The sequence below is a fragment of the Salinimicrobium catena genome (assembly GCF_900102915.1).
Lineage (GTDB): Bacteria > Bacteroidota > Bacteroidia > Flavobacteriales > Flavobacteriaceae > Salinimicrobium > Salinimicrobium catena.
Genome location: NZ_FNGG01000019.1, coordinates 1 through 12,565 on the forward strand (window position 1 = coordinate 1; position 12,565 = coordinate 12,565).

13 protein-coding genes are annotated in these 12,565 nt (G+C 46.3%); 7 read left to right on the forward strand and 6 right to left on the reverse strand.

The window, feature by feature from the left end; all coding sequences use genetic code 11:
* Positions 1 to 470: 470 nt before the first annotated feature.
* Positions 471 to 1,346 (reverse strand): DUF808 domain-containing protein, encoded by an 876-nt coding sequence (locus BLS64_RS14770; RefSeq protein WP_093114493.1) that lies wholly within the window; start codon positions 1,344 to 1,346, stop codon positions 471 to 473.
* A gap of 153 nt (positions 1,347 to 1,499) precedes the next feature.
* On the opposite strand from BLS64_RS14770, the gene BLS64_RS14775 reads away from it, so the two are divergent.
* Positions 1,500 to 2,633 (forward strand): App1 family protein, encoded by a 1,134-nt coding sequence (locus BLS64_RS14775; protein WP_093114494.1) that lies wholly within the window; start codon positions 1,500 to 1,502, stop codon positions 2,631 to 2,633.
* 118 nt (positions 2,634 to 2,751) lie between these two features.
* Here the strand turns inward: BLS64_RS14775 and BLS64_RS14780 are convergent, their stop codons facing one another.
* Positions 2,752 to 3,690, reverse strand: a complete 939-nt coding sequence (locus BLS64_RS14780; RefSeq protein ID WP_093114495.1) for a pyridoxal-phosphate dependent enzyme — start codon at positions 3,688 to 3,690, stop codon at positions 2,752 to 2,754.
* Positions 3,691 to 3,902: 212 nt separating this feature from the next.
* Here BLS64_RS14780 and BLS64_RS14785 point away from each other — a divergent pair, with 212 nt between their 5' ends.
* A complete protein-coding gene (locus BLS64_RS14785) occupies positions 3,903 to 5,627 on the forward strand; it encodes a tetratricopeptide repeat protein (protein ID WP_245693496.1) in 1,725 nt (574 codons plus the stop codon).
* 86 nt (positions 5,628 to 5,713) lie between these two features.
* Positions 5,714 to 6,241, forward strand: coding sequence for a hypothetical protein (locus BLS64_RS14790; RefSeq protein ID WP_093114496.1), 528 nt, complete (start codon positions 5,714 to 5,716; stop codon positions 6,239 to 6,241).
* 60 nt (positions 6,242 to 6,301) lie between these two features.
* Here BLS64_RS14790 and BLS64_RS14795 read toward each other — a convergent pair whose 3' ends face one another.
* From BLS64_RS14795 to BLS64_RS14805, 3 genes are all read right to left on the reverse strand, one after another.
* Positions 6,302 to 6,751: a universal stress protein gene (locus tag BLS64_RS14795; RefSeq protein WP_093114497.1), complete on the reverse strand. Its 450-nt coding sequence runs from the start codon at positions 6,749 to 6,751 to the stop codon at positions 6,302 to 6,304.
* Positions 6,752 to 6,768: 17 nt separating this feature from the next.
* The gene (locus BLS64_RS14800) at positions 6,769 to 7,689 is read right to left on the reverse strand and encodes a 2-hydroxyacid dehydrogenase (RefSeq protein WP_093114498.1); all 921 of its coding nucleotides are present in this window, start codon (positions 7,687 to 7,689) and stop codon (positions 6,769 to 6,771) included.
* 190 nt (positions 7,690 to 7,879) lie between these two features.
* Entirely contained in the window at positions 7,880 to 9,244 is a 1,365-nt protein-coding gene (locus BLS64_RS14805; RefSeq protein WP_093114499.1) for an acyl-CoA dehydrogenase family protein, read from the reverse strand.
* 146 nt (positions 9,245 to 9,390) lie between these two features.
* Here BLS64_RS14805 and BLS64_RS14810 point away from each other — a divergent pair, with 146 nt between their 5' ends.
* The gene (locus BLS64_RS14810; RefSeq protein ID WP_093114500.1) at positions 9,391 to 9,771 is read left to right on the forward strand and encodes a PH domain-containing protein; all 381 of its coding nucleotides are present in this window, start codon (positions 9,391 to 9,393) and stop codon (positions 9,769 to 9,771) included.
* Positions 9,772 to 9,865: 94 nt separating this feature from the next.
* Here BLS64_RS14810 and metK read toward each other — a convergent pair whose 3' ends face one another.
* Positions 9,866 to 11,122 carry a methionine adenosyltransferase gene (gene metK, locus BLS64_RS14815; RefSeq protein ID WP_093114501.1) on the reverse strand — a complete coding sequence of 419 codons (1,257 nt, stop codon included), beginning with the start codon at positions 11,120 to 11,122 and terminating at the stop codon, positions 9,866 to 9,868.
* Positions 11,123 to 11,588: 466 nt separating this feature from the next.
* On the opposite strand from metK, the gene BLS64_RS14820 reads away from it, so the two are divergent.
* The 3 genes from BLS64_RS14820 to BLS64_RS14830 form a co-directional block, all read left to right on the forward strand.
* Positions 11,589 to 11,774: a hypothetical protein gene (locus tag BLS64_RS14820; protein ID WP_093114502.1), complete on the forward strand. Its 186-nt coding sequence runs from the start codon at positions 11,589 to 11,591 to the stop codon at positions 11,772 to 11,774.
* A 13-nt stretch (positions 11,775 to 11,787) separates the two neighbouring features.
* Positions 11,788 to 11,910, forward strand: coding sequence for a hypothetical protein (locus tag BLS64_RS15415; RefSeq protein ID WP_256325201.1), 123 nt, complete (start codon positions 11,788 to 11,790; stop codon positions 11,908 to 11,910).
* A 343-nt stretch (positions 11,911 to 12,253) separates the two neighbouring features.
* On the forward strand, positions 12,254 to 12,565 hold a 312-nt coding region (locus tag BLS64_RS14830; RefSeq protein ID WP_093228682.1), incomplete at its 3' end, for a transposase.

Genomic DNA, 12,565 nt, shown 5'->3' on the forward strand with positions numbered 1-12,565 from the left:
TGGGAAAATATCCGATTAATCAAATCCTCAATTCCACAATAATCATTGGAAGTTCTGAAACTACCTCCATTACGGTGGAGACACACATCCAAAGTCAATTTACTAATGTCGATACCAACAACTTCTCTAATTTTTTCCATAATTTTATTTTTCAAGAAAGGTTGCTTTAACTAAGACCTTTAAAAGCAAGGCTAATATCCTATATGGTTCTGGCAACCGAATTAAAGAACGGGGACTAATACAGGCAATGGGTCGTCAACCTGGCCGGCAGAAAGTTCACCCCGTTCTTTTTATTTTCAATAAGAACCATAGAAAAAATTGATTAGCCAAATCTAAAGGCCGGCAGGCAGGTGTTTTTACTGAGCGTGAGCGAAGGAAAAATGTATCGAGAACAGAGGCGAAGCACAAATACCGTCGTTCTCGATACGACCGCTCCTGTGTCGCGATCACTCGAACTGACGGCTTTGTTCTTACTTCTTTACTTTCTTCCACAGGCCGGTCGCCATCTTTATGACTAACAATACGATGAACCCGACTACAAGTCCGATCAAAAATTCGGTGATGATAAGCGGAATTCCGGGAAGGAGGTCGTGCAGGAAATGTATATTGTGTACAAATATTCCGCCGGAGACTAAACAGAGGGCAATAGTGCCTATTATCGTAAGACCTCTAATGACCTTTGGCAGGGCGTTTATCAGGAACTGACCGATCTTGTCTGAAAAGCTGTCTTCTCTTTCGTTTAGATCGATAAGTTTCGCTCCGAACTCATCCATTCTGACGATCAATGCTACAAGGCCGTAAACACCCACGGTAGCTACAAATGCGATAAGGGTAACCACCAGGATCTGATTCAGCAAAGGGGCGTCTGTAACCGTGCCCAATGCGATGATCACGATCTCAACAGAAAGTATAAAGTCGGTTAAAATGGCCGATTTGATCTTTTCCTTTTCTTTGGCGAGTACCTCTTCCTTTGAAAGTTTTTCGAGTTTTGGCTTTTCCTCAGGATGAGCATGGGGAAAGAAGAATTCATAGATCTTTTCTGCCCCCTCATATGCTAAATATAGTCCCCCTATAAGCAGGATTACTGTTATGGCTGCGGGAAGAAAAGCACTCAGTAAGAATGCGGCAGGAAGGATGATGAGTTTGTTGAGAAAAGAACCTTTGGTGATCGCCCATAGTACGGGTAATTCCCGGGAAGACATGAATCCTGAAGCCTTTTCGGCATTTACGGCGAGATCATCGCCCAGTAATCCGGCGGTCTTTTTTCCGGCGACCTTTCCCATCACCGCCACGTCGTCCATTAAAGTTGCAATATCGTCAAGCAGCGCAAAAATTCCTGAAGCCATAATTGATCTTTAGTTAGGGACAGCAAGATAAGCGGTTTTGGGAAACTTATTTTTAAACTTTTCTGAAATGTTGGTTCCTACTATCAGTTCGAACCTGTCACTCGCACTGACGGTTGAGATCTCTTATTTCTTCGTATCTTCAAAAGAAAACCTATGAAAGAGGAACTTAAGGAGAACCTGAAGAATGCTGTTGCCAGAGCCGAACACCTGTTGTCTATGGCAAAATTCAATTTTAAGGACCGGTTCAACCTGCTGGAGCCTATTAAGATATTTCCCTTTTACGGCTTCGGAAATGAGCATTATGTGTTCATCAAAGGCAGGGTGCTGGAAAATGAAAAGGTAAAACAGAAAGATCCCGAAGGTTCTGACTGGCAGCATCTGAAGGATACCTACAAAAGATTCGAAACCGATGAAATTCCGAAGATAAAGGTGAAGGCGAGTTTTGCCGGCCGGGAGCAGGAAATGCAGACCGATGAGGAAGGTTTTTTTGAATTCGAATTCAATTTTGATGCTCCCATAGATTATAACAAACACGGGAAAAAGGTAAAACTGGAATTGCTGGAAACCAAAACTGATGAAGATGAGACCGAAACTGAAGGCGTCATTTTCGTTCCCGATAAGGATACCGAGTTCGGGATCATTTCAGACATTGATGATACCGTCATGGTTTCCAGGATATCCGATCTGCTGGCCAGGCTGAAACTGTCATTGTTCGATGATGCTTCCGAGAGAACGCCCTTCCCGGGCATAGCCGCTTTTTTACGGGCCCTTCAGAAAGGAAAGGATGAAAAAGGAGTGAATCCGCTCTTTTTTGTTTCGGGCAGCGAATGGAACCTGTATGACCTGCTGATCAATTTTTTCAAGTACCACGATATTCCTGAAGGGCCGTTGTTCCTGAAGAACAAAGGGATCGGCAGCGAAGAGGGGAGGATTGAGACCAAAGGAAGCGCCCATAAGATAGAGCGCATAAGGCATGTATTGGATAATTATCCGCACCTGAAATTCATCTGCATTGGTGACAGCGGGGAAAAAGATCCCGAAACCTACTACGAGATACTGAAGGAATACCCGTCCCAGATCATTGGGATCTACATCAGGGATGTGACACCCGACGAACGGGACAAAGAAGTGAAGGAGATCAAGAAAAAGGTGGAAGCCATGGGTGCTGAAATGCTTTTACTGGAGGAAACCTATACCGCCGCCAAACACGCGCTAAAAATGAACTGGATAAGTGAGGATCAACTGGAGGATATCAAAAGGGAATGTGAGAAGGATTCTAAGAAATAAATTTCAAATCCCAAATCCCAAATTTTTACCCGCCGGAGCTTTATGTGAAGGCGGGCCATGTTCTCACCCGCCGTAGCTTTATGCACAGGTGGTTAGATCTCAATTCTAATTTTAAGATCTAAAAAGGAAGTTTTTGAAGGTCGACATTTCCACCAGAGATGATGATCCCCACTTTTTTGCCTTTGAACTTTTCTTTTTGCCGAAGTATGGCAGCAAGCGCGGTGGCACTCGAGGGTTCCACTACGAGCTTCATGCGTTCCCAGATGAGCTTCATCGCAGCAATGATCTCGTTTTCTTCCACACGAATGATCTCAGAGACCAGTTTTTGTATGATCGGGAAATTCTTTTCTCCTAGCTGGGTTTTTAATCCATCGGCGATGGTGTTGGTGGTTGCATTCTCTTCTATCTTTCCGCTTTGCAGAGAGCGCCAGGCATCATCAGCTTCAAAAGGTTCTGCACCAACGGTCTTACAATTCTTTCCGAAGTAATTCGCGGCGAGAGCGGTCCCGGCGATAAGTCCGCCACCGCCAACAGGAGTGACCACCACCTCAAGGTCCGGCTGCTCTTCCAGCAGCTCGATAGCCGCAGTGCCTTGTCCATAGATCACGTCAAGGTCATTTGAGGGATGCACAAAGGTGGCCCCGGTCCTTTCCATGATCTTTTGGGCTGCTTTTTCCCTTTCGGGCAGGGTAGGAGGGCATTCGGTGATCTTCCCGCCGTAGCCTTTTACCGCATCCTTTTTTACCTGCGGTGCCGTGGAAGGCATCACGATGTAAGCCGGCACTCCAAGACTTTTTGCCGCCAGGGAAACCGCCTGGGCGAAGTTTCCGGAGGAATGAGTCACCACGCCTTTTTCCTGTTTTTCCTTCGGAAGGTTCAAAATGGCATTTGCCGCACCCCTCATCTTAAAAGCGCCCATCCGCTGAAAGTTTTCGCACTTAAAGAACAGTTCTGCCCCGCTCATTTCATTCAGCAGTCGCGAAGTGAGAACAGGGGTGTTATGGATATAGGGTTTTATGCGCTCATGTACAGCCTGTAGGTCCTGTTTGGAGATCATCTGGAATAGGATTTTAAGGAGCAACAAGATAATTACAACTTTAGGAATTTGGGCAAAGAGAGGTGGAAAATCTGATCTTAAAGATGTTCTCCGGGTTTCATTTTTTGAAGGTGTTCAATTTGTTTAGGTGGAATTATAGATATTCTACATGTGAGTGTCTGATAAACAATAATTTAGATTAAATTTATAGGAAGGGTGAAAAAGGGGGAGTTATGAAAAGAATGAAGTTTTTGCTGCTGCTGGCCTTTGCTGTTTTTTCCTGTAAAGAATCCGGGCCTGTACAGCAAGAGGTGACCGAGAGGCCGGTTGTGAGTTCTTCCTACGGCTGTGCCCCCATGACCGTGGATACCGCCTGGTACCAAAAAGATAACAAGGCGCCCATTATTGATGGGCTTGATGTACTGCATTATCCCATTACTACTGATGATGCTGAAGCCCAAAAATACTTCGATCAGGGCCTGGTGCTTTCCTATGGTTTTAATCATGCCGAGGCGGCGAGATCGTTTTACTATGCCTCAAAGCTCGACCCTGACTGTGCCATGTGTTACTGGGGATATGCTTTGGTCCTCGGTCCCAACTATAACGCGGGAATGGAAGCCGATAATTCCCAAAGGGCGTATAAAGCGGTTATGACCGCCAAAGAACTTTCGGGCAACGCCACTCAGAAAGAACAGGGACTTATTAATGCCCTTGCCAAAAGATATGTTGCTGAACCGGTTGAAGACCGGCGGGAGCTGGACGAGGTCTATTCCGAAGCCATGAAACAGGTCTACCAACAGTACCCTGATGACCCCGATGTCGCTGCTCTTTATGCCGAATCGGTGATGGACCTGTACCCGTGGAACCTGTATGACCAAAATGGCGAACCCAGGGAGTGGACTCCCGGAGTGATCGCCTTGCTGGAAAAACTGATGGAGAAGAACCCTGATCATCCCGGGGCTCATCACTTTTACATTCATGCTACCGAAGCTTCCAACGCGCCGGAAAGAGCCCTTGCCAGTGCGAAAAAATTCGATGACGGGCTGGTACCTGGAGCAGGGCACCTCATGCACATGCCTGCACATACCTATATACAAACCGGCGATTATCATAAGGGCAGCCAGGCCAATATAAGGGCGGTTGAGGTAGACAGCGCGTACGTTACCCTGTGCCACGCCCAGGGCATCTATCCGCTGGCTTACTATCCGCACAACTACCATTTTTTGGCGGCTACGGCCACTCTTGAAGGCAACAGCAATTGGGCCTTTATGGGTGCCAATGAACTGGCAGCTCGCATACATCAGCAGGTGATGAAAGAGCCGGGTTGGGCCACGCTGCAGCATTATTACATGATCCCGTATTTTGTAGAGGTGAAGTTTGGAGAGTGGGATAAGATCCTTTCCCGAAGACTTTCCGATTCGCTACTGTATCCCGAAGCTATCTCCCATTATGCCCGCGGAATGGCTTTCCTGGGAAAGAACGATCTTCAAAAGGCAAAAGCCGAACTGAAAGAGCTGGAGGTGCTGGCACAGGATGAAAGCCTGAAGGAAATGAGGCTTTGGGAGATCAATACCATGCATTCCATTGTGGCCATTGCAGAGAAGGTGTTAAGAGGAGAGATCCTGGCTGCTGAAGGGAAATTTGACGAAAGCATCATTCAACTGCAGGAAGCCGTGGCCATGGAGGATGCTCTTAATTTTCAGGAGCCGCCCGACTGGTTCTTTTCAGTAAGGCACAACCTGGGCGCTGTACAGATAGAAGCTGGTAAATATGAAGATGCAGTAAAAACCCTCGACAAAGATCTTAAAAATTACCCTAAGAACGGCTGGGCACAACACGGCCTTAAGCTGGCCTACCAAAAAATGGGAAACACTGCCGGGGTGAAACAGATGGAAGATGCCCTAAGGAAAAGTTGGGCCACAGCCGATGTGCAGATAAGCTCCTCCAGGATAAAATAAAGAATCTTTCGGTTCCGGATTTAGGAAAAGCTCCTCATAAATAGGTGAAACCGGACTATTTTTTTGACCGACCAAAATGAAATGACATGAAAATTAACTTTTTTGAAGTCCTTTTCTGCTGCCTTCTCTTTGCCTTTGCAGGAAAGGCAACCGGGCAGGAAGGATTTAAGATTTCCACAGGTATTGGGGTGCCTGAACTTCTTAATCTGGGTTTGCATATACAGTTGAAGAACACACAGGTAAGCTTTTTGGCAGGGTCATTCCCATGGTACGAGGAGGAAAATTTTGGAGTTTCAGGCAATTTCTATTACCATTTTGGTGGTACCTCGAAATTTACTCCAACGAAACCCTGGTATGGGAAAATGGGCCTTAGCTACCTGCATCTGGAAGATGAATGGGAAAGAAATTCCGATCTTGTTTTGGCGCCCAGGATTGGCAGGGAGATAAATTTATCGCCGAAATTTGGAATAGCCATAGAAGCTGGCCTAATGGTACTTTTAATAAGTGATGAGAAAGTTAAAAAAGAAAGGCCTCATTCTTTCTGGGATTTAGAACTTGATTTTTCAGGCGACGTTCTACCCTCTGCCGGACTCTATTTGTTCTACAGGTTTTAACAATGAACAATGAACCATGAACAATGAACCATAAACCATAAACCATACACCATGAACCCCTCAGTCTTCTTCAATAGGCACTGTAAGCACCGGAATGCTGGCTTTTTTCAGCAGTTTTAAAGAAACCCTTTCCTGCAGCAGGTTGTGCAAAAAGCTGTATTTGTGAGTCCCCACGATAAGCAGGTCAGACTTAAGTTTTTGAGCCTCTTCCAGGACGGTCTCTACCGTAGAGCCCTGGATGAGCAAAGCTTCATGTTCTACCTCTTCTCCCAGGAAGGTTTTGCAGATGCTTTGCAGGTTACGGTGTACTTCCCGCAGATCTTCGGCTTTAAAATCCCTAATATACTGAGGCCCGGGTTCCATACCCACAAAATCGGCATCGGGTTCGGCCACATGGACCACCCACACTTTTGCGCCGAACTTTTCAGCCAGGCCCTCTGCATAGCCCAGGAGTTCCCCCACAGCATCGTTAAAATCTACAGCAACCAGGATGTTCTTCAGTTCGGTCATAATGTTCAGCTTTTAGATCAATACTCTTTTTCGCGGGAGACAAGGTTATTAAGGGGGCTTTCGTTTTTCATTTTCCGGAAATTGTCGAGTAGCTGGGGAACTACCGTCTCCGGATTGGTGACACTGGCAATATGGGGGGTGATCTTTATCTTTTCGTGCTTCCAGAAGGCATGATCCTTTGGGAGCGGTTCCTGCCTGAATACATCCAGGCCGGCCCCGGAAAGATGCCCGTTGTCGATCATCTCAAGCAGGTCTTCTTCTACCAAATGATTGCCGCGGGCGACATTGATAAGATACGCATCTTTTGGTAATTTCTGAAAAAGTTCCCTGTTCAGGATATTTTCGGTTTCCGAGGTAAGCGGGAGCAAACACACCAGGATATCTGAATTTTTGAGGAAATCCTCCAGCTGGTCCTCCCCGTAATAGGTATTGACTCCCAGAATATCTTTCCTTGTCTTCCTCCAGCCGTTCACATTGAACTTATTGCGGATGAGCTTTTCTGCAGCCGCCACTCCAAGAACGCCCAATCCCATAATACCTACCTGCAGATCTTCGGGGCGTTTGTACGGTAGTGGCTCCCAGTTCCTGTTGCAATGGTGAAAGGACAGGTTCCTGAGGTGCTCCAGGCACAGGGAAAGCACGAAAACAGCCATATCTTCCGTCAGTTGCTCATCGATGACGCGGGTTATCTGCACTCCCTCGGGAATGTCAGGGTCATTGATGATGTGATCAATGCCCGCGCCCATCGAGGCGATGACCTTCAGATTCGGAAACTGGCTGAAGGCGCCGTGAGGGTGTTTCCAGGTTAGTACGAATTCCACCTTCTCAGGATGTTTTACTTCCGGATACGCTTCGATCTCAAGATCGGGTTGCTGTTGCTTTAAGGCATCTATCCACACCTGTGGATCTCTGGCTGTACTTATGATTAGAAAGGACATTTTTTGGTTTTTAGTAGTTAGTCTTTTGACGGTAGATCAGAGTCTTGCTTCTTGATCCTCTTTTTCTTTCCCTCCGTCTAATCCACTTAGCTGCTGGATTAATTTTGCGTAATAAAGTTAAATTTTTAGCTCAGATCTTCAGTTCTGAGATAAAAATATATCGTCTACCGTCTAAAGTCTATCGTCTCACTTAACTCACGAACGCGCTGTACCCGGTGATAGCCCGGCCCACGATGAGGGAGTTGATCTCTTTGGTGCCTTCATAACTGTAAATGGCTTCGGCATCGGCCACGAACCGGGCCACGTCATATTCAAGTAGAATTCCGTTGCCGCCCATGACTTCGCGGGCCCTGCTTACCACGTCGCGCATTCTCATGCTGCAATAAACCTTAGCCAGAGAAGCATGTTCATCCTCCAACTGCCCTTCATCCTGCAGTTCAGAAAGCCTGAAACACAAGGTTTGCATTGAGGTGAGGTTGGAGATCATCTCTACAAGGTGATTCTGAATAAGCTGATAAGAGGCGATGGGCCTTCCGAACTGCTCCCGCTTTTTGGTATATTTTAGGGCGCTTTCATAGGCGCCGCGGGCACAGCCCACAGCCTGCCAGGCCACTCCCGCGCGGGTCATGCGCAGCACATTGGCTGTGTCCTTGAAAGAATCGGCTTTTTGAAGCCGGTCGTTTTCCGCTACTTTGCAATCGGTTAGGGTGATCAGCGCGTTCTGAACTATGCGCAGGGCCATTTTGTCTTCCATCTTCTCGGCCTTGAAGCCGGGATTGTCTTTTTTCACCAGGAAACCCTTCACCTGATTGGAATCTTCATCCCTGGCCCAGATGATGATGACATCGGCAAAAGTGGCATTTCCTATCCATTTTTTTTGTCCGTTGATCACCCAATTCTCTCCGTCAAACTTGCAGGTGGTTTCCAGTCCGCCGGCCACTCCGCTTCCCACGTTTGGTTCGGTAAGCCCAAAAGCGCCGATCTTTTCCAGTCTTTGCATCTTTGGGAGCCATTCCTCCTTCTGTTCCTCGCTTCCGCAGAGATAGATGGAACCCATGGCCAGCCCGCTGTGCACCCCGAAAAAGGTGGAAATGGAAACGTCAACCCGGGCGATCTCCTGCGCGATGATGCCTTCCATCAAAAAGGGCAGATTGGGGCAGCCGTAACCTTCGTAAGGAACCCCGGTAATGTTCAGTTTTTTGAACTTTTCGATGATCTCAAAAGGGAATTTCGCCCGGTTCCAGTGATCGTTGATCAGGGGCCGCACCTCGTCTTCCATGAAGTTACGCACCTTGATCTGCAGGTCACGTTGCTCCTGGGTAAGCTTCAGGTCCAGGTTGTAGAAATCTCCATCAATGGGAGGCAGGTCGGCCTGGCCTTTGCGACGCTTGGTCTTCAGCATTTTCATTAGGCCCTTCAGCTGACGTTCATCCAGCTGGCCCAAAGTGTTCATGGCTTCTGTAAGGTCGATCTGCTCATTGATCTTCGCCAATTGGTCCAAATCGATGTTCTTTAAAAGGTTGATGGTGTTCTTAACTTTTCCGAAGAGAGACATAGGAAGGAGATTTTGATTCTCCTAAAAATAGGGATTAAAGAAGTGGCAGCTTGTTAAAGCTTTCTGAAACAAAATATCTATGACTTTACCAGATTCTTTGGTAAATTAATTTATCTTCCTCATAAATTTTAAAAATAGTAAGAACAATGGGAATTTTTTCATCCTTAATGGGCAACGCCGGGGCGGTAGATAAACAAAAACTACATGCCGAGTACGAACAACTTCTTACTCCTAATGAGCAGATCCAAATTGGCTTTAAACTGGTGAGAGATACCTTTATCTTTACCGACAAGAGGCTGATACTGGTAGATAAACAAGGTCTAACCGGGAGGAAGACCGAATATTTATCTGTGCTTTACAAAAGCATCTCCAGGTTTAGTGTTGAAACTGCAGGAACTTTCGATCTTGATGCTGAGCTGAAGATCTGGATTTCCGGCGAGCAGCAGCCCAGTATTTCCAGGAGATTTAATAAATCGGTAAATGTTTATGAAGTTCAGCAACTTCTCGCAACTCACGTTTTGAAATAGGTCAATTAAAACTTGACCAGAATTTTTATTTCCAATCTTCAACAAAAAACGCCTCCCAAAAGGAAGGCGTTCTTCGATGCTTTCTGAGCTGGAATTATAATCCAAACTCTTTCTTGATCTGGTCAACAAAATCCAATTTTTCCCAGGTGAACAATTCCACTTCCTTGGTGATCCTTCCGTTGTACGGACTCTCGAAAACCTTTGTTTCTTTGCGCGGCTCCTTTCCGAAGTGCCCGTAAGCAGAAGTCTCCCGGTAAATAGGATTTCTAAGTCCCAGTCGGTCCTCGATAGCGGCAGGGGTCATGGAAAAGATCTTTTTCACTTTCTCGGCGATCTGCCCGTTGCTGAGGTCCACATGTTTGGTCCCGAAGGTGTCGATGAGCAGGGAAACCGGTTCCACCACGCCTATGGCGTAAGAAACCTGTACCAGCACCTCATCGGCCACTCCCGCGGCCACCAGGTTTTTTGCAATGTGTCGCGAAGCATAGGCCGCCGAACGGTCTACTTTACTTGGGTCTTTACCTGAGAACGCACCCCCGCCGTGAGCGCCTTTTCCGCCATAGGTGTCCACGATGATCTTTCTTCCGGTTAGCCCGGTGTCTCCGTGCGGTCCGCCAATCACAAATTTCCCCGTAGGGTTGATGTGGTATTTGATCTCTTCCCCGAATAGTTTTTGAACGTACTCCGGCAGCTGCACCTTCACCCGCGGAATAAGGATCTCAATAATGTCTTTTTTGATCTTCTCGAGCATCTTCTTTTCGTTCTCGTCAAAGTCATCATGCTGGGTAGAGACCACAATGGCGTCAATGCGCTGCGGCACGTTGTCATCGCTGTATTCTATGGTCACCTGGCTCTTGGAATCGGGCCGCAGATAAGTAATGTCTTTATTTTCCCGGCGCAGTTTAGCCAGTTCAATAAGGATCTTGTGAGAGATATCCAGTGCCAGCGGCATGTAGTTTTCGGTCTCTTTGGTGGCATAACCAAACATCATTCCCTGGTCTCCGGCGCCCTGTTCCTCTTTTTTACCGCGGTCAACCCCCTGACTAATGTCCTGGGACTGCTCGTGGATAAGTGAGATCACCCCGCAGGAATCTCCACTGAATTTATACGCCCCCTTGGTATAGCCAATGTCATTGATCACCTCCCGGGCAATGTTCTGCACGTCAAGGTAAGTATCGCTCTTCACCTCGCCGGCAAGCACCACCTGTCCCGTGGTCACCAGGGTTTCGCAGGCAACTTTGGATTCCGGGTCAAACGCTAAAAAGTTATCGAGTAGGGTGTCGCTTATCTGGTCGGCGACTTTATCGGGATGTCCTTCAGAAACACTTTCCGAAGTAAATAAATAAGGCATTGCTTCTTTGTTTTTTGAGTTAATTTCAGAATGAAATTTGACGACGAAGCGCGCTAGAGAAGTTCTCACTGCTTTAGCATTTTTAAAGGGTTGCAATCAGTCAAATCATTCCCTGTAATAAATCAGCAGCAAATGTATGAAAAATGGAATAAATGGCTGGTGGATTTTAACTTTTTGGGCGCTCCGGGTCGGCAAAGTGCCTCCCCGTCAGGCTTTCGCGGCTCGCTTCCCAAAGCCAGAAGGGCTTTGGGAGAGCTCAGACACCCGCTCAATCCTTAGCGCAGGCCAATGATCAATTAACAATTAGCAATGATCCCGAACGTCACCTCGAGCGGAGTCGAGAGGTAAAATAATACATTCGTGAATTCGTGGCTTTATTTTTTACGGCCTCTAAAGCCTTGTCATTCCTCAAAAAATAAATTTTCTCTAAGAATTATTTGCTCGTTAGAATTTTCTGTCGTTACATTTGTCCCATACCAAAAGAAGACATGTACAGGACAATCAACAATATGATGCGCTATATGATGATGTGGAGAATTTCCGCAGCGCGCTCTATTGCTTAATCCTGAAAAGATATTTTGTAAAAGCCGCTGCCACCGCAGCGGCTTTTTTTATGGCCGTTTCTGAAAAATGGCACTTTAGAAACGAATAAAACAATGCCCTTTTTGGGCGCTAAGAAGAAAAAATATGAAAACAATTTCTGCAGTAGTGATGAATATGATGCGCATGATGCGCTACCCATGCTGCTGCCGGAAAATGTGATCTTTTTGTGTTTGTGTTCAATGTAAAAGATCCCTTCGGCAGCCACGCCGGGGGGATTTTTTTTGTTACAAACTCAACAATGACCAATAAAAACCCACCCCGCCCTGCGGGCACCCCTCCTGAGGAGGGGATCGATAATGAACAATTATCAGTGGGCAGAGGACAGAGGGAAGAGAGCAGTGACAGAGATAAAAGAATTTAGAAATGAACTGACAACCGAGAACCAAGAACAAGCACCAAAAATCAAATTCCAAATTCCAATAAACCTTAAACCACGAACAACAAACAACAAACAACAAATAATTAAACCTTAATCCTTAAACTGACTAAGACTGAAATAGGTTGCCCTTTTTCTCAAACTTTTCAACTATGAAAAATGGCACAGTAAGAAGAACTTTTAGTCAAGAAGTAAAATTAGATTTAGTAAGGAAGATTGAACAAGGAGATCTTCGAGTACTCGATGTAGTTGGGACTTACGGAGTAAGTAAAACAGCGGTTTACAAGTGGCTCAGAAAATATTCCGATCTTTATAAAAAAGAAACGCGAGTCGTAGTGGAGCACAAGAGTATAAGTAAGAAAAACCGGGAACTTCAAGACCATATTAAGAAGCTTGAACAAGCCCTCGGCCAAAAACAGATGCGGATTGATTACCTGGAAAAGATAGTAGAGTTTGCTTCAGAA